Annotated in this window: 21 protein-coding genes and 1 pseudogene; 4 read left to right on the plus strand and 18 right to left on the minus strand. The window is 55.7% G+C overall.

Annotation, left to right across the window (positions count from 1 at the left end; translation table 11 throughout):
• Positions 1-748: 748 nt before the first annotated feature.
• Positions 749-3,197: pseudogene (gene thrA / locus IPN69_13455) on the minus strand (bifunctional aspartate kinase/homoserine dehydrogenase I).
• Positions 3,198-3,219: 22 nt separating this feature from the next.
• Complete coding sequence (thrC, locus tag IPN69_13460) at positions 3,220-4,521, minus strand: threonine synthase (protein MBK8811723.1); 1,302 nt, start codon at positions 4,519-4,521, stop codon at positions 3,220-3,222.
• 319 nt (positions 4,522-4,840) lie between these two features.
• On the opposite strand from thrC, the gene IPN69_13465 reads away from it, so the two are divergent.
• Genes IPN69_13465 through IPN69_13480 form a run of 4 tightly spaced genes read left to right on the plus strand, consistent with a single transcriptional unit; the run spans position 4,841 to position 8,623 of the window.
• A complete protein-coding gene (locus tag IPN69_13465; protein ID MBK8811724.1) occupies positions 4,841-5,764 on the plus strand; it encodes a homoserine kinase in 924 nt (307 codons plus the stop codon).
• Positions 5,761-6,759, plus strand: a complete 999-nt coding sequence (locus tag IPN69_13470; protein MBK8811725.1) for an N-acetylornithine carbamoyltransferase — start codon at positions 5,761-5,763, stop codon at positions 6,757-6,759. The genes IPN69_13465 and IPN69_13470 overlap by 4 nt, the downstream gene beginning before the upstream one ends.
• 1 nt (position 6,760) lies before the next feature.
• Entirely contained in the window at positions 6,761-7,651 is an 891-nt protein-coding gene (argB, locus tag IPN69_13475; protein ID MBK8811726.1) for an acetylglutamate kinase, read from the plus strand.
• A gap of 3 nt (positions 7,652-7,654) precedes the next feature.
• Entirely contained in the window at positions 7,655-8,623 is a 969-nt protein-coding gene (locus IPN69_13480; protein ID MBK8811727.1) for a TonB family protein, read from the plus strand.
• A gap of 288 nt (positions 8,624-8,911) precedes the next feature.
• Here the strand turns inward: IPN69_13480 and IPN69_13485 are convergent, their stop codons facing one another.
• From IPN69_13485 to IPN69_13560, 16 genes are all read right to left on the minus strand, one after another.
• The gene (locus IPN69_13485) at positions 8,912-9,826 is read right to left on the minus strand and encodes a hypothetical protein (protein ID MBK8811728.1); all 915 of its coding nucleotides are present in this window, start codon (positions 9,824-9,826) and stop codon (positions 8,912-8,914) included.
• Between the two features lie 13 nt (positions 9,827-9,839).
• Positions 9,840-10,211 (minus strand): gamma-glutamylcyclotransferase, encoded by a 372-nt coding sequence (locus IPN69_13490; protein MBK8811729.1) that lies wholly within the window; start codon positions 10,209-10,211, stop codon positions 9,840-9,842.
• A gap of 2 nt (positions 10,212-10,213) precedes the next feature.
• Positions 10,214-10,861: a hypothetical protein gene (locus IPN69_13495; GenBank protein MBK8811730.1), complete on the minus strand. Its 648-nt coding sequence runs from the start codon at positions 10,859-10,861 to the stop codon at positions 10,214-10,216.
• 26 nt (positions 10,862-10,887) lie between these two features.
• Positions 10,888-11,907, minus strand: a complete 1,020-nt coding sequence (locus tag IPN69_13500; GenBank protein ID MBK8811731.1) for a polyprenyl synthetase family protein — start codon at positions 11,905-11,907, stop codon at positions 10,888-10,890.
• A 25-nt stretch (positions 11,908-11,932) separates the two neighbouring features.
• Positions 11,933-13,357 (minus strand): hypothetical protein, encoded by a 1,425-nt coding sequence (locus IPN69_13505; protein MBK8811732.1) that lies wholly within the window; start codon positions 13,355-13,357, stop codon positions 11,933-11,935.
• A gap of 37 nt (positions 13,358-13,394) precedes the next feature.
• Positions 13,395-13,856, minus strand: a complete 462-nt coding sequence (gene lepB, locus IPN69_13510; GenBank protein ID MBK8811733.1) for a signal peptidase I — start codon at positions 13,854-13,856, stop codon at positions 13,395-13,397.
• Complete coding sequence (locus tag IPN69_13515; GenBank protein ID MBK8811734.1) at positions 13,856-14,353, minus strand: YajQ family cyclic di-GMP-binding protein; 498 nt, start codon at positions 14,351-14,353, stop codon at positions 13,856-13,858. Before IPN69_13515 ends, lepB begins: the two co-directional genes overlap by 1 nt.
• Positions 14,354-14,715: 362 nt before the next feature.
• On the minus strand, positions 14,716-15,531 hold the full coding sequence (locus tag IPN69_13520) for a TatD family hydrolase (protein ID MBK8811735.1): 816 nt from the start codon (positions 15,529-15,531) through the stop codon (positions 14,716-14,718).
• Positions 15,532-16,794, minus strand: coding sequence for a hypothetical protein (locus tag IPN69_13525; GenBank protein MBK8811736.1), 1,263 nt, complete (start codon positions 16,792-16,794; stop codon positions 15,532-15,534).
• Positions 16,795-16,799: 5 nt separating this feature from the next.
• Complete coding sequence (metG, locus tag IPN69_13530; protein MBK8811737.1) at positions 16,800-18,833, minus strand: methionine--tRNA ligase; 2,034 nt, start codon at positions 18,831-18,833, stop codon at positions 16,800-16,802.
• A gap of 221 nt (positions 18,834-19,054) precedes the next feature.
• Positions 19,055-20,710: a M28 family peptidase gene (locus tag IPN69_13535; protein ID MBK8811738.1), complete on the minus strand. Its 1,656-nt coding sequence runs from the start codon at positions 20,708-20,710 to the stop codon at positions 19,055-19,057.
• 214 nt (positions 20,711-20,924) lie between these two features.
• Complete coding sequence (folE, locus tag IPN69_13540; GenBank protein ID MBK8811739.1) at positions 20,925-21,503, minus strand: GTP cyclohydrolase I FolE; 579 nt, start codon at positions 21,501-21,503, stop codon at positions 20,925-20,927.
• Between the two features lie 26 nt (positions 21,504-21,529).
• Positions 21,530-22,171 carry a methyltransferase domain-containing protein gene (locus IPN69_13545; GenBank protein ID MBK8811740.1) on the minus strand — a complete coding sequence of 214 codons (642 nt, stop codon included), beginning with the start codon at positions 22,169-22,171 and terminating at the stop codon, positions 21,530-21,532.
• 40 nt (positions 22,172-22,211) lie between these two features.
• Positions 22,212-23,396: a nickel pincer cofactor biosynthesis protein LarC gene (gene larC / locus IPN69_13550; protein ID MBK8811741.1), complete on the minus strand. Its 1,185-nt coding sequence runs from the start codon at positions 23,394-23,396 to the stop codon at positions 22,212-22,214.
• Positions 23,397-23,400: 4 nt separating this feature from the next.
• The gene (locus IPN69_13555) at positions 23,401-24,192 is read right to left on the minus strand and encodes an NAD-dependent deacylase (protein ID MBK8811742.1); all 792 of its coding nucleotides are present in this window, start codon (positions 24,190-24,192) and stop codon (positions 23,401-23,403) included.
• Between the two features lie 825 nt (positions 24,193-25,017).
• Entirely contained in the window at positions 25,018-25,158 is a 141-nt protein-coding gene (locus tag IPN69_13560) for a hypothetical protein (GenBank protein ID MBK8811743.1), read from the minus strand.
• Positions 25,159-26,182 lie beyond the last annotated feature (1,024 nt).

Genomic DNA, 26,182 nt, shown 5'->3' on the forward strand with positions numbered 1-26,182 from the left:
GTTAGGTGATTCCTCCCGAATCGGGCGTCACGCGTAAACGCGTAGCTCCTGCGGGTTGCGTGACAGTGTGATTCTTGCGGGATGCCGAAATCCAAAACGAAAATCGCCATTCCCAAATGCGATGAGTCGTCGCTCACGCGACTCCGGACCCTTTTACCACCCTGTTCCGTGGGCTTACGCACCACGGCCAAAATTTGCCGTCTCTACGCGACTGGTTGAGCGGATGATTCGCGTCGCTTCACGGCCGATGTTTTAGTCTGAGCGCGAAATGACGTGAAACAACGCGAAGTCTCGGGCGCGTAATTTGGGCATAAGGCGTGATGCCGGGCGCGAACTGGAAAGCGAACAGAACAAGTTGAGTTCTTTCTGAGTCCTCGTCGAAGCGGCTGCCGGCCCCAAGTGAAACCAGGCATTCACATTCTGTCGCCCTCTCCGAGGGCTCAAAACGAACGGCGGCTCACCACGGGCTGTCGCCCGTGGCTACACGCCGTCGCCCTCTACGAGGGCTGAAAACCGCGAAAATCGCCGCTGAGCGCCATTCTTCAATCAAACAGCCTTCAAACCAGCCAATGTTCTTCGCCAGACGCTCAACTAGTGTTTCTTGGGCGCGCCGTACGGCATCAGCCCGATTGGACGGCGGTTGCATAATGCAGGCTCATCGAGGCCGTGGTCGGAAAGCGTTCCTGACTAGAGTCGACCGAATCGACCAACTCGGCAGTTGCCGAGGGCTGAAAAACCGAACGATTCCCTATCTTCGCGCCGCGCGAATCACGTCTGCAAAAACACCGGCGGCGGTGACGTCGGCGCCGGCGCCGGCGCCTTTGACGACTAGCGGCAGATCGGCGTAGCGGTTCGTGTAGAAAAGCACGGCATTGTCTTTGCCGGAAAGATTCGCGAAATTATGTTCCGGTCCGATGCGCTCGAGTCCGACCGATGCCTTGCCATCTTCGAATTTGGCGATGTATTTCAATTTCAAGCCTTCCTCGCGCGCCGATTCGAGAAGATCGAGAAAGTACGATTCCTCGTCGGCCAACGCCTTGTAAAAGTTATCGACGCTTCCCTTCGTGCAGGATTCGGGCAAAAATCCGGCGTTCGAAATATCACCCATCTCGAGCGGATGGCCCGCCTCGCGCGCCAGAATCAGGATCTTTCGGGCAACGTCCGTTCCGCTCAGATCGAGCCGCGGATCGGGCTCAGTATAGCCTTCGTCCTGCGCCTGGCGAACGATCGACGCGAACGAATTCGTTCCGTCGTAATTGTTGAAAACGAAGTTGAGCGTTCCCGAAAGGACCGCCTCGATGCGGTTCACGCGATCGCCGCTCCGGGTCAAATCATTGAGCGTATTGATGATAGGCAATCCCGCGCCGACGTTCGTCTCGAACAGAAACGGCGTGTCGTACTCGCGCGCGAGGTCTTTCAGACGCTTGTAGTTCGCGTATTCGCCCGAGGCCGCAACCTTGTTGCAGGCGATAATGGCGACCGACCGTTCGAGCAGTTTCGGATAATTGGCGATGATCGCGTCGTTCGCGGTAACGTCGACGAAGACCGAATTGCGCAGATTCTTTTCGGTTATCAGGCCTGCGAGTTCGGTCCCGCTCGAATCATATTCAACGCCCGACGCCAGATCGCCGGCCGAAACGCCATCTTCCGAGTACACAAACCGCTTGCTGTTCGCGAGACCGACGACGCGAACGTTCAGATTGAGATCCTCGCTCAGATAATCCGCCTGCTGCGCAAGTTGCGCGAGAAGCCGTTTGCCGACCGTCCCGACGCCGGCGATGAAAAGGTTGATCTGTTTCTTGCCGTCCGAGAAAAACTCCTCGTGAAGCGTGTTGACGGCCTTTTTGACGTCTTCCGAACGAATGATCGCCGAAATGTTGCGCTCCGACGACCCCTGCGCGATTGCGGAGATGTTGATGCCGTTGTGTCCGAGCGCGGCGAACATTTTGCCCGAAATTCCGGTGTGCGCCTTCATATTGTCGCCGACGAGCGCGAGGATCGAAAAACCGTTCTCGACGCGCAAAGGGTCGATCTTGCCGACCGCGATCTCGTATTCAAATTCCCTGTCGACGGCCGTCTTGGCGAGCGCGCCGAATTTGTCCTCGATCGCGACGCAGATCGAATGCTCCGACGAACTCTGCGTGATCAGGATGACGTTGATCTGTGCACGCGACAGCGCGTCAAAAAGACGCTTCGAAAATCCGGGGATTCCGACCATCCCGCTTCCCTCGAGATTCACGACCGAGATCTTGTCGATGCTTGAAATTCCGCGGATGATATCGGTTTCGTCGTCAACTACGGATTCGATCAGAGTCCCGTAATCATCGGGCGCAAACGTGTTCTTGATAAAAACCGGGATGTTCTTTTTGAGAACCGGCTGGATCGTCGGCGGATAGAGCACCTTGGCTCCGAAATGCGACAATTCCATCGCCTCGCGATAAGTGATGTGCGAGATTCTTGCGTATGTTTTTGACGATCCGCGGGTCGGCCGTCATCATTCCGGAAACGTCCGTCCAGATCTCAAGCACGCTCGCGTCGAGCGCGGCGGCGATAATCGCCCCGGTATAATCCGAACCGCCGCGGCCGAGCGTCGTCGTCAGACCTTCGGCGTCGGAAGCGATGAATCCGGGAAAAACGACGAGATTTGGGATTGGGGATTTGGGATTGCGGATTTCGGTTTGGATCAGATCGTTCGTCGTTTCGAAATCAACCGCCGCGAATCCGTAGTTCGAGTCGGTCCGGATCAGTTGGCGCGAATCCTTCCAGAGGTTTTCGACGCCGTCGCAGGTGAGTTTTGCGGAAACGATCTTCGTCGACAGGATCTCGCCGAAGCTGACGACGCGGTCGAGCGTCCGTGCGGTCAGTTCGCGAAGCATAAAGACGCCTTCGCATATGCTGCGCAGTTCGTGAAACCGGTTCTCGATGAAATCGTAGACGCCGTCCTGCGAATTTGCGCCGAGCAGCGCGCGTGTTGCTTCGGTGTGCTTGGATTCGATCTCGCGCAGTTTTACCCGAAACATCTCGTCGCCGGCCTCGGCGAGCTTTGCCGAATCGATCAATGCGTCGGTCGTTCCCTGCATCGCCGAAAGCACGAGAATGCACGGCTCGATCGCCGACGCCGCACGCGCGATCGCGATGACTTTTTCGATGTTTTCCGCGCTTCCAACCGAGGAACCGCCAAATTTGAGAACTTTCATAGAAGTTATGTGGTTGATCGCTTCAGATCAGGTTGCGCAATATCGATTTCAAATCTTCGTAGTCGACTCCGATTTCGGTGCTTTTCTTCGGTCGCGATTCAAGTTCGGCGACCGAATCGGGAATCGTCCCGAACGTTCCGGTGATCTCAAGCACGGAATCGAATTTCACCGGATGCGCCGTTTCGAGAAAGTATCCCGCGCCCTCGGTCGCGGAAAGATAATCCTCCAGCGCCCGGAATCCGACGGCGCCGTGCGGATCGAGAACGTATCCGAATCGCTTGTACACATCGAGCATCGTCGCCCGCGTCTGATCGTCCGAAACGCTGACCGAGACCAACAGGTCTTTCAAACGAACGTAATCCCGATCGAACATTTCGAGAATGCGGACGAAGTTCGAAGGATTCGCGACGTCCATCGCATTCGAGAGCGTCGCGACGGCGGTCTTTTCTATCATTTCTCCGGTCTCTAGAAACCGCGGCACGACGTCGTTTGCATTGCAGGCGGCGATGAATTTCGCCGCCGGAAGTCCGGAAATGTGGGCCAGAATGCCGGCGCAGATATTCCCGAAATTCCCGCTCGGGACGCTTATCACAGGCGGTTCGGTCCGGCCCGATTCGAGCCATTGGCGATGGGCGTAAAAATAGTAGAACTGCTGCGGCAGCCAGCGCGCGACGTTGATCGAATTGGCGGACGTCAGAAACACTTCCCGCTTCAGATCGGCGTCGGCGAGCGCGGTTTTCGCAAGTTTCTGACAAGCGTCGAAATCGCCCGTAACTTCAAACGCGTGAATGTTTTGCCCGAGCGTCGTCAACTGAAGTTCCTGGACGCGCGAAACCTTGCCTTTCGGAAAAAGAATCACGACCTCGACGCCGTCGACCCCGTAAAAACCGTTCGCGACCGCGCCGCCCGTGTCTCCCGAAGTCGCGACGACGACGACCGTTTTGCCGGTCGTCTGTCCCGAAAACTCCCGAAGGCAACGGCTCATAAATCGCGCTCCGACGTCTTTGAACGCGTGCGTCGCGCCGTGAAACAGTTCGAGCGTCGATATCCGTTCATCGATGCGCACCAGCGGAAAATCGAAACTCACCGTTTCCGAACAGATCTCAAACAGGCGTTCGTCGGCGATCTCGCCGGCGACGAACGGGCGGATCACTTCGAACGCGACCGATGCCTTGTCCATCGCTCCGAAACGGCTCCAAAAGTCGTCACTCAGTTTCGGGATGCGCTCCGGAAAGTAAAGACCGCGATCATCGGGCTGCCCGTTGAGCGTCGCTTCGCGGAACGACGCGTGAGGCGATTTTCGGTTTGTGCTAAAGTATTGCATTATCGGGTAAAACGCGACGGAAGGCTTGCTTTTTGAGTAACTTCCAAGTCCTTTACCAATGATAATAAATGTTATCGAAATCGCGAAACTATGAATGAACTTGCAGTTCGATCGACATCAGAACGCGATTCGTCGTATTCGTGAGATCCGTGCGATTCGTGGGCAAAATAGATCGCGGAACTTTGGAAAGCAACCTTGATCCAATGAACGCCGGCAACACGCGATCGAATTCGTGAGATCCATGCGATTCGTGGCCGAATTGGCCGCACGGCAAAAGTATCCGCGTGGCAAAAACAACCGTGAAAAAAAATGCGAAACTATGAATGAAATTACGGTTCGAGCTCCGGCGACGGTCGCCAATGTCGTGTGCGGATTCGATTGCCTCGGGTTCGCGCTCGGCGAACCGTTCGACGAGATAACGCTTCGTATCTCCGATCAGCCGGGCGTTCGGATCGTTCATAATGACGGTTTCGGTCTGCCCGTCGAGCCCGAACGAAACGTCGTCGGGACCGTTCTGATGTCGATGGCCAAAGCGGCCTGCGCAGATGTCGGATTCGTCGCCGAGATCACAAAACATATCAAGCCCGGAAGCGGAATCGGTTCAAGCGCGGCGAGCGCGGCCGGCGCGGCGGTTGCTGCAAACCATCTGCTGGGCGAACGATTTACCAAGAATCAACTCGTCGAATTCGCCCGTGACGGTGAGTTCACCGCTTGCGGATCGCGCATCGCGGACAACGTTTCGGCCTGTATTTTCGGGGGCTTCACGCTCGTCCGCGCGACGGAGCCAGTCGCCGACGTGATCGCGCTCGACTTTCCTGAGCTGTTCGTGACGGTGATTCATCCGCAGATCGAGATCAAAACCGCGGACGCCCGGGCCGTAATGAAACAAGAGGTTCCGCTCGCGACCGCGGTGCGGCAATGGGGAAATGTCGGTGCATTGGTCGCCGGCCTCGCGAAAGGCGATTACGCGCTCATCGGGCGCTCTCTCGAGGACTTTGTCGCCGAACCCTACCGCAAAGCGCTGATCCCGCATTTCGACGATCTCAAATTCAAGAGCTTGATGGCAGGCGCGCTCGGCGGCGGAATTTCGGGGTCAGGGCCGAGCGTTTTTATGCTCTCGGCGTCCGAGGTGGCCGCTTCCGACGTCGCCGACGCAATGCGCGGGGTTTATTCGAAGAGCGGAATTGAATTCAACATTTACCGGTCAGGAATCAAACGCAGCGGCGTAACTATCGCAGAATGAACAACTTTCTCAAAACCTCTGATTTTTCGCGAGCCGAACTCGACGCGCTCGTCGAGTCGGCCTTGCGCTTCAAACACGGACAAAGTTCGGTCAAACCGCTCGACGGCAAATCGGTCGCGCTCGTCTTTTTCAACCCGAGCCTCAGGACGCGCGCGTCGATGCAGGTCGGCATCTTCGAACTCGGCGGAAATTCCGTGACGCTTGAACCGGGCGGCACGAGTTGGACGCTCGAACATCGCGACGGCGTCGTAATGGACGCCGACAAGACGGAACACCTTTCGGAGTTTGTTCGCGTCGTCGAGAGGTACGTGTCGGCGGTCGGTGTGCGCACGTTCGCCCATCTCAAGAATTGGACCGAGGAGCGCGTCGATCCGATACTTGGTGCTTTCACCCGATATGCGTCAAAACCGGTGATAAATCTCGAGTCGGCGATGCATCACCCGTGTCAGGCACTTGCCGATATGATGACGATCCGCGAGAACTTCGGCGTGAAAAGGAAAAAGGTTCTCCTGACGTGGGCGTTTCATCCGAAGCCTTTGCCGATGGCGGTCCCGAACAGTTTCGCGCTCGCGGCGGCGCAGTTCGGCCACGACCTTCGCATCGCGCATCCAAAAGGTTATGAACTTGATGGCGAACTGATCGGCGAGATCGAAAATCAAACGCGCGAGAACGGCGGAAGCATCGAGATCGTCAATGACGTAAATGCTGCGTTTGAGGGAGTTGACGTGGTTTACGCGAAAAGCTGGGGAAGCTTTCGGCATTACGGCGACGCTGAAGGCGATGTCCGCGAACGCGCCGCTTATCGCGAACATTGGATCGTCGACGAGGCGAAGATGGAGCGGACCAACAATGCGATCTTTATGCATTGCCTGCCCGTCCGGCGGAACGTTGTCGTGACCGATGCCGTCATCGACTCGCCGCGGTCGACGGTTATCGACGAGGCCGAAAATCGGCTTCACGTTCAGAAGGCGATACTTTCGATGTTGGTAAAATAATATGTTCCAAAAACGACTAGACCTTTTGCGCGAGGCGCTTCCCTACATTCAAAGGTTCAAAGGAACAACGTTCGTGGTCAAATTTTCGGGCAAGGTCACCGAAAACCGCGAGAATCTCGAATCTCTCGCCGAAGAACTTGCGCTGCTCCATCAGGTCGGCATCAGGGTTTGCGTGATTCACGGCGGCGGCAAGCAATTGACAGAACTCGCCGCGAAACTCGGCGTCGCGCAAACGGTCATCCAGGGCCGCCGCGTCACCGACGACGACACTCTCGAACTCGCGAAAATGATATTTGCCGGGAAGATCAACACTGACATCCTTTCGGCTCTGCGCTTTCGCGGAACCAATGCGGTCGGCCTTTCCGGCGTTGACGGCAACATCGTACACGCCGAGAAACGACCGCCGAAAGAGATCCTCGACAAGCAGACCGGACTGACAACGACGGTCGATTTCGGCAACGTCGGCGATGTTCTCGAGATCAACACGCATCTTCTGAAACTGCTTCTCGATCACGACTATCTGCCGGTTGTATCATCTCTCGGCGCCGACTCCGAAGGCCGCGTTTTCAATATCAACGCCGATACGATCGCCGCCGAGATCGCCGTCCAACTCGGCGCCGAGAAGCTCGTTTTGCTTTCCGATGTCGACGGTATCTTTCTCGATCCGAAGGATCCTTCGACCAAGATCTCCCGCGTGACGGTGAGCGAGGCGCGGTCGATGATCGACTCGGGCACGGCGACGGGCGGAATGATCCCGAAACTCCAGAGCCTGATCAAACTCGTCGAAAGCGGTGTGAAATCGGCGCACATCATCAGCGGATCCGAGAGAAATGCGTTGCTTTCGGAAGTCTTTACCGATGAGGGAACGGGCACGATGATCGTTGCCGACTAATGTATGAAGAGATTGATTATATTCTTATTTGTCGCCGTCGGTTTCGCGCCGCTTGGTGCGAGTGCGCAGAAAAAGGAAAAGGTCGAGACCGCGTCGCAGGTTCTGCGGGCCGAAGCGTCGACAAAATGCACACGTTTGGAGATTGGAAAGGTCGAATCGATGCCCGCTCCGAAATACCCGTCGGAAGCGCGTTCCGCGAAGATCGGCGGGGCGGTCGATGTCACGGTCTGGATCGACGAGACCGGGCGTGTAACGGAGGTAAAAACCATCGACGGTCCTCGGGCACTTCACGGAGTAACGGTGGAAGCGGCCTTGAAGGCGCGTTTTGCGCCGACCTTATGCGACAACCGCCCGGCGCGGATCACCGGGGTCTTGAGTTACAGTTTTATTCCGCTTGCGCCGAACGAACGGTATTTCGTCGCCCGGAACATCGATGATTTCAAAGACGTCTCGAAAGAATCGCCCTACTATGAAGCTATTCTAGATCTGACGGAGAACTACCGTATCACTTTCGGTTACGGCGACCGGAATTTTTATCCTGATCTTCCAATGCCGCTCGGTGACTTTGCCCATTCGCTGCGCCTCACCCTCGACCTGCTTAGAAAGCAGGCCGCGATCGCCAAGGTCGACCCGGCAAATGTATACAGGCCTATGAATCCGCGGCGCGTGACTATCGAGGACCGATTCGAATTTGCCGACCCGAATGCCGCTTACGTCGAATCGATCAAGATCCTTGTTCGTGACCACCAGGTCTCGCTTTTTGACGAAAAGAACGAATTCAAGGGCCGAGATGTTATTCGCCGCGGCGAACTTATCAGCATTTGGAAAGGAGTTTTCGGCGACGATGCGATTCCCGTAAATTTCGAAGAAAAGGATACCGAAAACCGTGTGCTTTCGCGCGGTGAGTTTGCGCTCTTCCTCCAGGAATCGATGCGAGTGCTGACTTACAAGCTATTGCCGGTCAGCGAGTGAACACGGGATCAGCCGTGACCGAGTCGATGGTTTCCCGTTTTTTCGCGTCATTTCGCGGTCGAAAACTCCATTGCTGATTGGCGATTCGCATTCGAGATCTCGGATTCGGGAGATTTGAAAAACTGACGTGAAGGAAGCAAATCGCTTTCCCTCCACGGATGAACACAGATTAACGGGATGGAGCGGATTTGTAGCAATCGATAGAAAAGGATCTCCGGAAGCGCGGGGTTCGAATCATTCTCTCGCATCCGATCTATCCGTGTTCAACTGTGTTAGAACCGAGTCTGCTCAATCCGAAATGACTGCCAGCCTTTTCTGCTCGAACGAACTTCCCTCCTTTTCAAGCCCGAAACCACGGGCCGTTTCCGCGAGCTTCGCGAATCGCGACGCGGGATCGCAATCATTCATCCAGCAGATCTTCGCCGTACACTCCGGGCACGCGTCGAGCGGGAGCCAATCGCGCTCCGGAAGATGGTTCGAACCGCTCATAACGCACTCATACTTGGTGCAGTGAGCGATCGAGAACATATGTCCCGTTTCGTGAACGCCGACCTTCAACGTGCGCTCGAGGAAAGTAGCCGGTTTCTTGTCCTTCAATCGACTCAACGACCAGACTCCGACGCGGTCTACCAGACTCGCCTGGCCAAAAATAAAATTCATCGATTCATCCGGGTACAGGTCTTCCGTTGTAAAAGCGATCAGGGCGGCGGCATCGTCCGGCAACGCTGGCTTTAGAATCTCGCTCAAGATGAAACCGGATCGTATCTGCCGTTTCCCGGTTTGGCTGCTAACGCGTTGGTCGGAAGGTGACAAAGGGAATCGGAAGTTCTCGGCGGGCAGAACCGTGACACGCAACCCGTAGAAAACGCCGAGAAATCCGGCGGCGCTTTTGACCGCTTTCAATTCGCCGGACGCGAATTCTCCGAGCGGCTTGACATAGATCGTATTTCGGTCGGCAGTCGGAGTTGTCGGCGAGGAGCGAATGTATTCCTCGAACGTCTGTCCGTTTTCGGGGAAGGAAGACAACCAGTCGCCCGGTTGCGGCTTGCCCATTCGAACAAAAAACGTTTCAAGCCGGCTCCTGAGCGCGGCATATTTTGGCGGAACATCTGCGGCGGGCATCGACGGCTGCTCGATCGGGGCGGCCGCGCATCCGGCAAAAAACAGAATCGCGATCAGAAGCAGGACACGATGTGCAAACATTTGACGAACCTCGCTAATTCACCGGTTCAAGATCCGATATGTCGCCGTTGTAGACGTAGATCTGTGCATCGACGCTCCGTTCGGCAAGCTCCACCGTCACTTCGCTCCGCACAAAAAGACTTCGGTCCGGATCGCCGGCCCTAAAGCCTTCGTATTCATCCAAACGGTCAATGACCGATTCCAGACCGGCGACACGGTACAGATTTCCACAGATTCGCCTGTCAGACTCCGCGTCGGGCACGGCGCCGCGGTACGGGCCAAGATCGAAAAGGAGTCCGCGTACGGTTCCCGATCGGACGAATTCAAAGCGCGCGACGATGTCCGCGATCTCCGGCGGGGCAAGATCCGGATTCAGAGTTCCGTATGCGAAAAGATATTCCTGCAAACTTAAGATGCGGCTTGCGACGCGTCGCGCATCACAAGATCGAAGGTTCCCGGAGCGACCTTGCGAAAACGGCGGTTGCGGTTGAGCGAGACGGCGATCGAGATCGTCGGGTTGTTGCCGGTGAACGGCAGACCGCCCGCGACGAGCATATTGTAGAGTTCGTTGACGTGGAGCGGACGCCCGTGCTCACGCAACAGCAGCGTACAGGCCTGCGTGATCGTCCGGTCGGCGAAGCGATTGCTGATCGGTTCGACGGTCGGGCTGATCGAAGGAATGTTCCGGCTGTTGTTGTTCATATACGACACCGGATTGTTGTTGCTGTTCGTGGACGGATACTGCGTCGGGATCTGGTTGTTCTTCGGCAGATTCGAACGCCGATGCGTCATTTCGTTCGACTGCTGATCGAAATCGTCTTCAAGCTTCAAGTTCTTCGGAATGTTCCAGGTGATATTTCCAGAGCCCATCGTCGCCAAAAGACTGTAGATCGCCTGTTCAGTCTGCGCCGCGCTGTTCTCGAGCGCTTCGATCTCCTGACGCAACCGGTGCGCTTCGGATTCGACTTCGCGCAGGCGCACAAGCAAACGGTTCTGGGCGTTCCGCGTTTGCCGCAGGCTTTGCTCGAGCGTGGCGATCAGATTCTCGTCTAACATAATTTCGGTGAATGCAGGGACCGTTGTCACTTATTGCGTTCGATCATGAACTCGGGGATGTTCTCCAACGCTAAACAATACTCGCTTTTGCCCAAAACTGCAAGATTTTTCCGGGCCTCGCCGGCGTAACCGTAGGCCCGCTGACGTGTCTCCTCGATCGTCCCGAACTGCTCGAGCGACTCCAAAAGACGCGACCTGGATTCTCCGTCGTACTCACCGTCGTACATTATTTTGTCGAGTTCGGGCCTCACGCGCGGATGCTTTTGGACGAGCAGAATCAGCGGCAAGGTCAACTTCCCTTCGAGGAGGTCGGCGCCGGCCGCCTTGCCGAGAATCTCTTCGTCGGCCGTGAAATCAAGCACGTCGTCGGCAAGCTGAAACGCCGTTCCGAGGTTCATTCCGTAGTCGCGGAGTGCCGTCTGAGATTGCTTTGATGCGCCGCCAAGGATCGCGCCGATCTCGCAGCAGGCTGAGAACAGGAACGCCGTCTTGCGCTGCAAAACGTCGAAATACTCGGCTTCGGTAATGTCCGAGCGGCCGAGTACGGTCAACTGGATCAACTCGCCCTCGGTCATCTTTCGCGTCAAACGGGTCAGAATGTCGAGAATTTCGAGGCTCCGTTCCTTGAGCGACGTTTCGAACGCCGACATATAGAGCCAGTCGCCCATCAGCACCGCCGACTGATTTCCGAAACGCGCGTTGACCGAAACGCGGTTGCGGCGCGTCACCGCATTGTCGATGATGTCGTCGTGAACGAGCGTCGCGGTATGCAGCATTTCCATCACCGTCGCCAGACGGATAACGCTTTCGCTCGATGCCGTTCCGCCGCTTGCGAGGTTCGAAAGCAAAAGCAGCGCGGGCCGCAGTCGCTTGCCGCCCGACGCTCGCAGATAATCGCCGAGATAATTGATGACCTGAATGTTCGAACTCGCCTGGCGTTCAAACTCCGCCTCGACAAGCGCCATTTCGGCCTTGATCAATCCGAAGATCTGCTTCGCCGCGGTCGGCGGGTTCAGTTTTTCGCGAATTGGTGAAAACGTCTGCATCGTACAGCTTATTATTTTGCCATCTTCATTCGATAAAGCCGAATTCGCGTTGCAGAAACTTCGCGAAGTCTTCTGAGACCGAACTGAAGAAAAGTTTGTCAAAACTGTAGTTCGCGGCGTCGCGCTGATCGATCAGTCCCGTGTTCAATCCGCGAGTGAACTGCGAAACGTACTGCGTTTTGAACGCTTTCGACGTGTCCGACGGCCGCAGCTCAAAATCGAACTCGAATTTCGCTCCGGGATTGTAATAAGTCGTCGATGATCCCCCGGACCACCAGTCGTAGCGGTAAAAGAACTCGATCGATTTCATCACCGACCGGATCTCGACGACCGGAGTTCCGGGCGGCGGGTCGTCGGCGAGTTCGAAGTTTACCGAAGCGCTCCGCGTCGCGGGAAGAAAGAGCACGCTGACATCGTTCAGGATCTTCTCTCGGCGGTATTGCAGAGCGGTCGTCGGAATTGTGAAGTCGTACGAACTGATCGAAAGTCCGGTATTGGACTTCATCTTCTTGACGACCGCATCGTCAAGTTCGCGCACCTCCGTGAACTTCACATAGACCTTACGATCGGGATTCGAGTTCATTTCGTCGAGCAGCCGGGACAGAGCCGCGACGGCCGCCTGATTTGCCGACGCTTTGATGTTCTTCGTGTAATCCTCTTTGGCGCGGACGATCAGCTCGGCGATCTTCCGGTCGGCGTCGGCGAGATGGTTGCCGTTCGGATGGCGCGTCTTGTAGGCGACGACATCGGCAACGGTCTCACCGTTTTCCGAACGCTTCCAGGACTGATCGTCGTCGTAACTTCGGTTCAAACGCGTCGCCGAATAACTGAGTCCGGCCGCCAAAAGCACGAATCCAAGCAGCAACCCGACGGTCACTGTTCTTCTCGCAAGCGGATTGAAAAGCATTTCCGCCTTCCTGCAAGGAGTCAAGAACGGCTCGCCGGAACTATTCTGCCAGTCGAGAAAAACGGAGTCGAGTTTTACCGCTTCGGACGCATCCCGGACCTTGATCTTTTCGACGACGTCGCCGATCCAGATCTCGATCGTATTGATATGTTCCAGGAACTGAAAACTCTCAAGCTCTTTCAGACTCCGAAAACCGATCCGGTCGCCCCGATAACTTACGCATTCGTCGCGCGTGAACACCCAACCGTCGCGGGTTTTTCCGGAGAACGCACGGACGATCGTCGATAGCGACCAGAGCGCGAGCGTTATGAGGATCAACGTCACCGCGGTAAAGACCCCGATCATCCAGTTTTCCCAAAGATAATCAGCGGTCGCGGTGAACATATACGCGACCCAGCCGATTCCGGCGGCGATCGCGAGATAATTCAGGATCGACGGCGTTTTCAGAAATACGAAACGATCCGGCGACGGCGTCTGAAGTTCAATCAGCCTGGCCTGAAGTTCGGACGGTAGTTTGCTGAACGCGAGTACATTATCGGGCATTTTCGAGGACCTCACGAATCTGAAGTTTTCCGAAATTCTAGTTCGGCGACGACTTGTACGTCAATCGATATTTTCCGACGATAAGCGAACGCTCGACCGCCCCCCACGAACGTGAATCGCTCGAGTTGTCGCGATTGTCGCCAAGCACGAAATAATGGCCGGGTTCAATGATGAGATCGACGTCCGAATGCTTTCCACTATTATGTTGCGGATCGACGTAAGACTCATCAATCCGGCTCCCGTTTATCGAGACCGCGCCGTTTCTGATCTCGATTCGTTCGCCCGGAAGCCCGACTATGCGTTTGATGTAGAACTTTGCCGGATTCGGCGGAAACCGATGCATCACGATATCGCCGCGGGCGAGTTCTCCGAAGTTCGTATCGATGAAAAGCCGATCGCCGTCCTTAATTGTCGGCATCATCGACGTGCCTTCAAACCGCACGGGTGCCACACACGCGGCGAAGATCAATGAAATGACGATCAGCGAACTGCGCCGCATCAGTTGCTCCGATAATTATCGAAGGTCATATCGATCCCAAAATCCTTCGCCTTCAGTTTGGCGATGACATCCTGAAGCGTGTCGCGGTCTTTTCCGGAGATCCGAACGGTCTCGCCCTGAATCGACGCCTGCACCTTGATCTTCTCGTCCTTGATGAATTTGACGATCTCTTTCGCCTTTTCGGTCGGAATTCCCTGCTGGATCTTCACCGTTTGCCGAACGGTTCCGCCGGCGGCCGGCTCGATCTTCTGATAATCGAGCGCCTTGAGCGAAATCCCGCGCTTGACGAGCTTGCCCTGAAAGATGTCGTTCATATTCCGCAGACGCGTTTCGTCTTCGGCCGAAAGAACGAGGTCTTTCGCGACGAGTTCGACGGTTGCCTTGCTGCCCTTGAAGTCGAAGCGCTGCGAGACCTCTTTCGTAGTTTGGTTGATCGCGTTTGTAACTTCTGCGTAGTCCGTTTTTGAAACAATGTCGAATGAATTTTCTTTTGCCATAAGTCTTTTGTCAGTGAGCGGTGAGCAGTGAGCTGTGAGCGGTGAGCGGTGAGCGGTGAGCAGTGAGCGGTGAGCAGTGAGCGGTGAGCGGTGAGCGGTGAGCGGTGAGTCGTGTTCTCCGTTCTCAGCTCTCCGTTCTCAGTTCTCCGTTCTCATCTCTCGGTTCTCAGTTTCCAGTTCTCCGTTCTCAGTTCTCCGTTCTCATTTCTCAGTTTCCAGTTCTCCGTTCTCAGTTCTCAGTTCTCAGCTCTCAGCTCTCAGCTCTCAGTTTCCAGTTCTCCGTTCTCAGTTCTCAGTTCTCAGCTTCCAGCTCTCAGTTCTCACCTCTCAGTTCTCAGTTCTCAGTTCTCAGTTCTCATTTCTCATTTCTCAGCTCTCAGTTTCCATTTCTCCGTTCTCAGTCTGAAAAACCGGTAGAAGTTGTCAGTTGTTCGGCGGGCCAACTCTTCCCCGCCGACGCCGTAGAATTCGCCGAGGAACTCAGCCGTGTGAGCGACGAATGCCGGTTCGTTGCGCTTTCCGCGCATCGGGACCGGCGCGAGATACGGGCAGTCGGTTTCGATCAAGAGCCGTTCGAGCGGAACGGCCCGGGCCGCATCTCGCAGATCGTCGGCCTTCTTGAAGGTCACGTTTCCCGCAAACGATATCATAAATCCAAGCGGTATCAGCGCTTCGGCCATCGCCGCCGTCCCGCCGAAACAATGCATCACTCCGCCGCGAAATCCGTCATTCGAACATTCGTCACGGATTATCCCGACGGTTTCGTCGTTCGCGTCCCGGCTATGGACGATGATCGGGAGCCCGATCTCATTCGCGACGCGGATCTGGCGCCGAAAAACCTCGATCTGTACATCGCGCGGGCTGTGATCGTAATAGAAGTCGAGCCCGATCTCGCCCCAGGCGATGACCTTCGAACTTGAACGCGTCAGATCGATCAAACGCCGCTCGACGCTTTCATCATACTCGACCGCGTCGTGCGGATGAATCCCGACCGCGGCGTAAACAAAATCGAATTCCTTCGCAAGCGAGACCGTTTTTTCAAACGAATCGCCCTTCGGACTTCCGGACCCGATGTTGAGCATTGCCACGACACCGGCGCCGAGCGCCCGCTCGATCACTTCGTTCCGGTCGGCATCAAACTGCTCGCCGTCGATGTGGCAGTGTGAATCTACGAGCATCTATTTCGTTTCGAATCTGATCGTCTTGAACGCTTCAATCAGTTCGTTTTCATCATCGTCGCTGAAAGCCGTCAGAGTGAACGCGAGAGTGTAGCCGTTGCGAGCCAGAAAATAGATCTTTTGCCTGTATCTCGTTCCAGCCAAATCGGCAGTTCCCTCGAGCCGGATGAACTCGACTCCACCGATCATTTCGCGAACCGGTTTGTTCGGCATATTGTAGAAGCCGAGCTTCGAGAATCCTGTATAAACCAGCATTGCAGACTGATACGCCGTCGCGTTTCGTCCGGACAGCTTCGAAAGGTTGCACTCCAGCGACGAGTTCGAATCGAGCCCGACCGGTTTCAACGTAAAGGTCAGCAGATTCGGGTTCTCGGTCTTCGGAACCACCAGTTTGGAGCCGGCGTTTCGATTGACAACGCCACGTCTAACCTCGAGCAATCGCGCCGCTTCATCGCGTGAAATACGATGCCAAGACTTCGGGATGTCGATCGTGAACCGGAAAAACTCGCTCCGAAAAACCGATTCAACGAGTGTCGATCGAAAAACCGGAGGCACCGGCGCCTCGATCTCGGGTTCCGGTTTTGCAATCACGCTGAAGGAATCCAGAAATTTTGCCGCCAGTTTCTCAAACTCGCCTTTGTCCTTCGGGTTTTCCAAATCGGCGACCGAGTTATCGACGACGATCGAGAAATACACGTCTCGCTTGACCAGAAAGACGTGCATCACGAACTCGTCCTGAAACTTCTCGCCGGTCTTGCCGGTCAATTTGAGAGCGGGTCCGCCGCCGACCTCTACATCGGCCGTTTCCCGAACCTTGAATTCCCCGTCCTCGAGAAACGCGTCGGCCGTCTCCCGATAGATCGCCGTCATCGCTTCCGGGTCCGTTACGGCGTACGGCAGTTTCATATGTCCGATGCCGAATGCCGTACTGTCGCCAAGTCCGAGGAAAATCTCAAGCTTTGTGGTCCCGAAGACTTCGTCAACGAAGGTTTCGGAATTCTGTGCCGGAGTCCTCGGGAATGATGCCTTGAAATTGAAATCTGGAAACTCGAACTCGCGCCAGTTTTCGTCTTCTTCAAGCTGTATTCGAACAAGCTCCTGATGAAATCGAGTCTTGGAGTCGATCTCCGGTTCAACCGGCTTGCTCTTTCTGGACAAACGTGGCGTCGGCGCCGGTTTCGGCCGTGTCCTCTGGGCCGTCGCCTGGCCCCAAAAGACAAAGAGCGCGAATATCGCAAAAATGTGAACAAATCGACCTGCCATCGTTTCTATTTTAGCCGCGCGCCGTTCTTCACGTCTTCAACGAACGTCGCCATCGCCGGCGCGGTGTCGTCACCGTCAAGCGAAGCGGCGCAGATCATTCCCTGCGACTCGAAGCCGCGCATCTTCCGCGGCTTGAGATTTGCCACGACGACGACCTTGCGGCCGATCAGTTTTTCGGGTTCGTAATACTCCGCCAAACCGGCCAGGATCTGGCGCGGCTTTTCTTCGCCGAGGTCGATCTCAAAGCGCAGAAGCTTGTCGGCGTTCGGGATGCGTTCGCAAACCAGAACCTCGCCGATCTTGAGTTCGACCTTGAGAAAATCGTCGATGGTGATGAAGTTCTCCTCGACGACGGCTTCGGCGGCAACCGGTTCGGCCGGTGCGGCAGTTTCAATCTTCTGTTCTTGAATTTCACTCATAATCTTTTGCTTATCAAGGCGCGGAAACACCGGAAGCGTCTCGCCGATCGCGGTTCCGGGCACGAGTCCGCCCCATTTGAGATCTTCCGGATTCATCGCTGCAAGATCGCCTTCAAGACCGATCTGCCGATAAATGCTGCGCGCCGCTTCGGGGATCACCGGAAAGAGCAGGACGCACAGCCAGCGAAGCGTTTCGGTCGAGCGGTACAAGACGGCGCTCAAAGACTCCGTCTGATTCGGGTCTTTGATCAGCTCCCAGGGCTTCGAATCCGTGATCATCTTGTCGATCCGCGCGATCACGGCCCAGAGCGCTTCAAGCGCGTGCGAAAACTCGAAATTGTCGAAGCGCCTGAGGTATTCGTCGCGCGCGTGTGCGAGAACCGTCGCGAGTTCCTGATCGTCCGTCGCGAGTCCGATGCGTTTCGCGTAAAGATAATTCGCATCGCTGATCGAGCCGGACGGAACCTTCCCGTCGCGGTACTTCGTGATCATCGAGAGCGTCCGTGACGAAAGATTGCCGAGCCCGTTGGCGAGGTCGGCCGTTGAACGGTCGATCAGATTCTCATAGCCGAAATTCCCGTCCTGTCCGAAGACCATCTCGCGCAAGACGAAATAACGGATCGCATCGGTCTGAAAATGCCTCTTGAGAACGTCGAGACTGACGATGTTCCCGAGCGTCTTGCCCATCTTGCGGCCGTCCGCATCGAGCCACATTCCGTGGGCGTAAACCATCTGCGGCAATTCGATTCCCGCCGCCAGCAGAAACGACCACCAGTAGATCGTGTGAAAACGGAGAATGTCCTTGCCGACCAAGTGATGCGCCGACGGCCAGAATTTCTCGAATCCCGAACGCGCGTCGTTGCCCCAGCCGAGTGCGGTGACGTAGTTGGAAAGCGCGTCGAGCCAGACGTACATCACGTGATTGTCGTCGCCGGGAACGGGAACGCCCCAGCTTACGGCTTTCTTTTCGCGCGAGACGGCGAGATCCTGAAGACCCTGACGGATGAAGGCCGCGACCTCATTTCGCCGCGCTTCGGGACGCAGGCGTTGCGGCTCGTTCTCAATGATCTTCAACAGCTCTTCGTCGTAGTCGGAAAGCCTGAAAAAGTAGCTTTCTTCCGAAACGCGGTCAAGCGGCCGTTCGTGGACCAGACAAACCGGAACTTCCGAGCCTTCGACCAATTTATAATCCGTTTCGGTCTTGAACTCGGCGCACGGCGCGCAGAACCAACCTTCGTAAAAGCCTTTGTAGATCGTGTCGTTGCCCTTCGGCGTCTTGTTGGCGGCGATCTTCAACCAAAACTTCTGCGCCGCTTCGTAATGAAACGGTTCGGTCGTGCGCATAAAGATGTCGTAGCCGTCGAGTCCGAAGTCCGCGAACATCCGCTTCAGTTCGCCCGAAATGTAATCGACCTGCTGCAGCGGCGTCCGGCCGGCCCTTTCTCCGGCACGTTGAATGTTGACGCCGTGTTCGTCCGTCCCGGTCAGAAAGAAAGTCTCGAATCCACGCTGGCGTTTGTGCCGAACGACGGCATCCGCGACGATCGTCGTGTAGAGATGACCGAGATGCGGCAACGAGTTCGCATAATAGATCGGAGTTGTGATGTAAAAGGTCTTCATCCGGTTAGATCAGTGCAGTGCAGAGTGCAACCCAGTGCAAAGTGCAGAGTGCAACCCAGTGCAAAGTGCAGAGTGCAACCCAGTGCAAAGTGCAGAGTGCACTTTGCTTTATCCACTCTCCACGCTCCACTCTCCACTCTCCACTATGCACTATGCACTATGCACTATGCACTGTGCACTGTGCAGCACTTTGCACTTTGCAGCACTATGCACTGAGCACACTACTTCCTGTTCGGCTGCGCGCGGGCGAACTCGTCGTCCTTGTTGTAGCGCGGCAGTTTCTTCATATTCGAAATTTCCAGCGCGATGGCGAACGTCACGTCAAGCGACTGGATCATACCGTCGTAACGCCAATCGTCGCTGAACTCATCCGACGGCTGATGGTAGTTGTTCTTGTTGAACTCCTCGAAGAACTTCTTCCCGAAATCTTTCGGCTTTCCGACATACTCGTCGCCGTCCTGGATGCTGAGCGCCGGAACTCCCTTCTTTGCGAACGGAAAATGGTCCGAGCGGAAGAAAAAGCCCTGTTCCGGGTAGGCATCCGGAAGGAAACTCAAGTTTCTGGATTTGAGGACCTTCTGAACGATCTCCCAAAGATTCGAACGCTCCGCGCCGAGCGCGCCGTAATCCTTCGTCAGGCCGAGAATGTTGCCTCCGTCGATATTGACGTTCGCGGCCGTCCGGTCGAGCGGATAGACGGGATTTCGTGAGTACCATTCAGCGCCGAGCAGTCCCTGCTCTTCGGCGGTCGTGAAGAGAAACACCTGCGAACGCTTCGGCTGTTCTTTTTTCGGCAATTTGGTCAGCGCTTCCGCGACCGCCAGCACTTGCGCGCAGCCCGTCGAATTATCGAGCGCGCCGTTGTAGATCGCATCGCCTTTCGCATTCGGCTCGCCAATGCCGAGGTGGTCCCAGTGCGCGGTGTAAACGACATACTCGTTCTTCAGTTGATTGTCGCTCCCTTCGTAAAAACCGACGACGTTATTCGACTCGAGCCGCTTGATCTCGCTCTTGAGATTCAAATTCGCGCGAAGGCCGAGACTGACGGGCTTGAACTTGCGGTCTTTCGCCTTTTCCCGAAGATCGTCGAGGTTCAGATTTGCCTGCGAGAATACGCGCTTCGCGGTGTCGTTCGTCATCCAGGATTTGAACTGCAAAAACGGCGTTTTGTCCTGCGGCGTGCGCGCCACCTCGTAGCGCCAGTTGCCGTTCGAGGTGCGAACGACGTTCCAACCGTAGCCGGCGGATTCGGTCGTGTGGATCAAGATCGCGCCGACGGCCCCGCGCCGGGCAGCTTCTTCAAACTTGTACGTCCAGCGCCCATAATATGTCAGCGCCTTTCCGCCGAAGAGGTTCGGTTCCTTGTCGTTGGCCGGCGGATCGTTGACCAGCATCACCAGGATCTTTCCGCGGTAGTCCGAGTCGTCGCCTTTGAAGTCGTTCCACTTCTGTTCCGGCGCGTCAACGCCATAACCGACGAAGACGAGTTCCGCATCGGCGTTCACGTAGTCGGTTTGCGCGCCGGTCGTCGCGACGAAATCGTCGCCGAAATTGTAATCGAACGTCGCGTTTCGGTTCGAAACACGAAGTTTCGTTTCGCGGCTGGCCTTCGCCGCAACCAACGAGACCGGCTGGAAATACGATCCGTTGTTGCCGGGTTTGATGCCGATTCGTTCGAGTTCGAGAGCGAGGAACTTCGCCGCCAATTCGCCGGTTCTGGATCCCGGCGCGCGTCCCTCGAACCCGTCGTCCGACAGGAACTTCACGATATCCTTCAACTTCTTCTCGTTGAAGAGTCCCTTGTAGTCACCTTTTTGCGCGAAAACAAAAATGGAATTAAGTGTAATCAGCAAAACAAATGCAATAAATCTTTTCATACTTTATTCACCACTCCAATGTCTTTGGATGTCCAATGCAAGTCGCTCACGGGCTTTTCCGTTGCCGGTGCGTTCAATGTGCCCGAAGTCCCGGACTTTGGCCTGCGCGAGGCGCCTCGTGCAGAAAACCTTTTCGAAGAGCCCGCCGGCAGCGCTGACTCGTCGGCCGCCGCTTGCGCAATCGCAAATCACAAATCGCAAATCGCAAATCCTGTCACCCTTTAATGAGTGCCATCGCCTCCGCGCGCGTCCGCGGGTCGCGCCGGAAACCGCCGAGAACCGCCGACGTGATCGTCTTTGCTCCCGGTTTCTTTACGCCGCGGAGCGTCATACACGTATGCTCCGCCTCGATCACGACCATCACGCCGAGCGGATCCAGCGCCTCGAAAAGCGTTTTCGCGATCTGCTGGGTCAGACGTTCCTGAACCTGGAGCCGTCGCGCGAAGATCTCGGCGAGCCGCGCGAGTTTTGAAAGCCCGACGATCCGTCCGCCCTTCGGAATGTAAGCGATATGGCATTTGCCGACGAACGGCGCCAAATGGTGCTCGCAAACCGAGGCGATCGAGATATCCTTGACGATCACCATCTCATCGTGCGAATCGCCCGGCAGCGCGACGATATGGTCCCTTGCGTCTTCCCACATTCCTTCGGTCAGTTCGGCATAGAACTGCGCGACGCGTTCGGGGGTTTTTTGCAATCCGTCGCGATCCGCGTCCTCGCCCATTCCTTCGAGCATCAGCCGTACGCCGCGCGCGATCTTTTCGAGGTCTATCTTTCTAACGTTTTCAGCCAATTTTCCCTCTTTAGCCACAGAATAATCTAATTCGTTTTGATCGCCGTAACGGACTTTACGAGTCCCCAAAAACGCTCGGACCTCAGTTCCGCATCCGGAAAGTACGCCGCCAACTCACGCGGGCTGAGCAACGCGAAATCCGGGATCGTGCGTTTGATCCAAAACCTGTTCGTCAGCTTCAAAACGGGCAAAAGCAATCGTCGGGGCAGTTGACCGGCAAACGGAAGCCACGAATGACTCTCGATCGGAAAACTCCGCGCCGGTGTCTGAACGAAGTAGCCTTTGCCGACCCGTCTGATCTCGTCGGCGAAACGCTTCTGAGCGCCAACCGCAATTTCGTCAAAGCGGCGCGCGTCCCGGACCTCCCAAACTTCCGTCTTTTCCACGGTCACGTGCTCGATCACGGATGAGCAAAACACGATGTCAAAGAATCCGTCGTCAAACGGTATCAACGACTGCTCACCGAGGATCACCGGGACGAAACCATAGCGATCCGCTCCCCTCAAGACCGCCTCATTGTCGATATCGGCGATATAGATATTCGACGGTTCGTAACTCAATCCGTCAAGAACGGAACTTATATTATCGCCGGATTCCGACCCTAGGTCGAGTATCTTCGTATCCGGTCCGATCCGAAAGGTCTCGCGAAACCATCGCGCACGCCGCATTCGCGCTTTCCTTGAAAGGCCGAGAATAGTCTTCGGGACACTAAAATTCATTTTCGGCTAGGAATCTTCGAATGTCTTCGGCGACTTCGGCCTCGATCACCAACAGCGGTTGACAGGCAGACGCCGCAAATTCTCTGAGCTGATCATATTCAGGCTTCGCACTTACCACTTGCTCTTTGTATTTTGCGACCTTGACATCGATTTCTCCAAACCGCGTTCCGATCCGATGGAGGGTTCGCGCGAGGCAATCGCGCTCGACCTCGTTGATACGGACGCCGAGCGTCGTTGTCTCGGTGTACAGCAGCTCAAGCATTTCGTCTTTCCTGCCGGAATCGCTGAGGATCGTGATCTGGGTCGCCGGCCGATTTTTCTTCATCTGGATCGGAGTAAACCAGCAGTCGAGCGCGCCGGCGGCGAACGCTTTCTCCATCACGTAGCCGAGAGTCTGCGCCGTGATGTCGTCAAGATTTGTCTCGATCACGAGCAGTTTGGGGCTTCGCGAAACTGCTTCCGACCGTCCCAGAATCAGCCGCAAGGCATTCGGAAAACGATCATATTCACGGGTTCCGGCACCGTACGCCGTTTTTTCGATCGTCATCTCCGGAATTGCCCCGAACTCGTCGCAAACCGTCGCGATGATGGCGGCGCCGGTCGGCGTCATCAGTTCGCCGGCAATTTCAGTCGAATAGACGGGAGCGTTTCGGAGGAGTTCCGCGACCGCCGGCGGCGGAACCGGGAATTTCCCGTGCGCCATCGTCACGAAGCCGCTGCCGACGTGGATCTTCGAACAGACGAAGCGTTCGACGCCGAGCATCTCGAATCCGATGCACGCGCCGACGATGTCGACGATCGCGTCAAGCGCGCCGACCTCGTGGAAATGGACCTTTTCGACATCAATGCCATGGACCGCCGCTTCCGCTTCGGCCAATTTTCGAAAGATCGCGACGGCGCGCGACCTGACCGCTTCCGAAAGGTCCGATTCGGAAATTATCTTTTCGATCTGGTGCAAATGCCGGTGCGTTTTTTCATCCGGAATCCGGACGCTCGCGTGGATCGCCGAAATCCCGGATTTGTCCCGCGTTTCAAACTCGATCGTGAATTCCGGCAAATCGAGCTTCGCCAACTCGGCGCGGAGTGCGTCCGCCCGCACGCCGAGCGCGACAAGCGCGCCCAGGATCATATTCCCGCTCGCGCCGGCAAAGCAATCGAAATAGAGTGTCTTCATAATTCTAGAGCAACGGCAGAAACTCTCCGGCCCGCGCGCGGACCGTGATGTTGCAGACGTCCGACATCGGCGTCTCTTCGGGGTTGACCTCGACCAGAAAGGCGCCGTGCCGCTTCGCGATCTCGGCGAGCCCGGCCGCGGGATAAACGAGCGCCGACGTGCCGACGATCAAGAACAGATCGCACTCGCGTGCTTTCCGTTCCGCCGTCGCGAACGCTTCCATCGGGAGCATCTCGCCGAACAGCACGACGTCGGGACGAACTTTCGATCCGCAACCGTCGCAATCGTCGGGCGAATGCGGCACGACCCCCGTGATGTCGAATTTCTTGCCGCAACGTGTGCAGACCGCACGGTGTATATTGCCGTGAAGTTCGATCACCTTTCGCGATCCGGCCGCGGCGTGGAGGCCGTCGATATTCTGCGTCACAAGCGTAAAATCGACAAATCTCTCGTCCCAGCCGGCAAGCGCGAAATGCGCCGGATTCGGTTTGCAATCCCGCAAAACGCCGCGCCTATAGTCAAACCATTCCCAGACCTCTGAAAGATTCTCGCGGACCATTCGCGCCGAGGAAATCTGATCGAACGGCATTCCCTTCCAAACCGCGGAGTTCCCGCCGCCGCGAAATGTCGGAACGCCGGACTCGGCCGAGATCCCGGCGCCGGTCAAAACCACGACCGACCGCGCATTTTCGATCGCCGAAATCAACGTCTGCGGAACTTTCACGATACCAGCAAGTCTAATTGGCAGAGCGACAAACGTCAAAGTTTCCGCGCACGATGGTTGCGGCTGCCTCATTCGACGTCCCCAACCATCGTTGCAACTTCTTGAGCAAGCGGCGCGGAAAAAATCCAAAATCGACGTTGAACATCTTCCGGAACGTTCGTCGAATGGTTCAGAGCATCAACGTGCCGACCGTCGCCGACTTCATCTTGCTTCAGCGCCTTCCGAGACCTGACGTCGCCGACAAGATCCGAATCGCGTAGCGTTGCGCTGAAATTAGACGTGGGTTTCAACCCACGCGATCTCGTTGATTCGTATCTCGTCGCGTCAGCGACGGCTGAGTCAAGCGTCGCTGACGCGCGGAGCCCACACATCTGGGATTGCGAATTTTGGATTTTGGATTTTCGGAGATCACCGATGGTCCCGATCGAAACTCGCAGTTTCGACCAATCGCAAATCGGGAGCTTTGAAAAACCGGGTTCAAGGAAAACTATCGTCGTTCTCTCCCGGATAAACACAGATAGACGGGATACAGCGGATTCGAAAGTCGTGTTCATTCGCATACTAACAACTATCAGATATCCGCCATCAACTACTCCGAAATCACTGTCTTCCGAATCGATGAGATTGATAACCGTGCAGGAAACAGCTCGGGAAGCGCGGTCCGGCAGGTTTTTCAAAGCTCCCGAATCTGGGATTCCGGATTCTGGAATTTCAATGGTTCCAGACTGGAAATCCCGAATCGCGTCGAGTCGGTACCATCTGCGGTAGCGGATGGTTGGTTGCGGCACTCGCGGACCGCAGTATTGATACCAACCTATCTTCAACCATCCGCTACCGCAGATGGTACCGACTCGTCCCGACCCCGCATACAAAGAACCCGTGGGTTTATCAAAGCTCTCAAATTGCAAATCGAGAATCCGCGAATCCAAAATCCAAAATCGCCCAGTCCTTCTCGAAGGCCTTCAGTACCGCGTCCGAAAGAAACTTGAATCTGATCTCGGCTTCGTCGGTTTTGTGGTCTTTATGCAAAATGCTCATCGGATTTCGACTCCGATGAGCAGGTTACTTGATGCACTTCTATTATTGTTAGTCGCGTCGCGTGAGGCTACGACCACGGAACGGAACATCGACCCCAGACCCAATCTTTTCGGTCTCTGATGGCCGACGTCGTCCCACCAAATCTCTAATCCGCGGATCGCATCGGCGTACCTTCTAGGCCACAGACGCACGGACAATTCGCCGGTTCGTATTCCTCGCCGTTTTCGAGGTAGCCGTAGTCGTCCGAAGTTAAACTTCATTGGGGCTGATCACAACTTGGCATTAGAATTATCACGGAGCCGTCTGTCAGTCTATTCTTATCTGGGCTACACCCATTGTTGGTCATCGATCTGGAGGTTTTGAATTAGCACGTTTGCCTGATTCATGTTCAAGCCTATCTAAAATCGATGAAAAGAAGATCAAGAGGAGCAACATCGCAACGATTCTACCGAGGTCGAACTCGCCCTTGGTTGCAAAATCGTAAATAGGTATCACGATTCCCAGAACAAGACCTAAATGCCAATACTTATACTTAGAGTGTCTCATAAAAAACAAAAAGCATTGGCAGAACACCTTTTAGAGTACGAATTGAACAGATTCCCTCGAGCAACGGGTAGAATAAAAACGGTCAAAGTATCCACCGGATCTCCCGTTGGATACTCTAGAATTCAGAATTGGCGCGCGCGTCAACATCTCAAGTCTTCTCGCTTGAGATGGTGGCGCTTCCGAGTCTGAGATTGACCTTGGGCCACGCTTGCAGCCGATGCCAGCGCCCAGATCCGGCACCGTGCAATTCGGGTCTTCTTTTCCGATCAACGGACATCCTTGCGCAATTGAATCCAGGTCACGAAACACGAAAATGCAAAAAACAATGAGCCGGCAGCAAAAAACAGATACCATCCGCTCGTTTCACCAGTTCTCCAGTCCATTAGTGCTGAACCCGCCGTCAGAAGCAAGACGATCCCAAGAAGCAGAAAGATCGCAGGATTGCGTCTCGCGATCGGGATGACACGATCCGGACGAA

The sequence above is a fragment of the Acidobacteriota bacterium genome, assembly GCA_016715115.1.
GTDB lineage: Bacteria > Acidobacteriota > Blastocatellia > Pyrinomonadales > Pyrinomonadaceae > JAFDVJ01.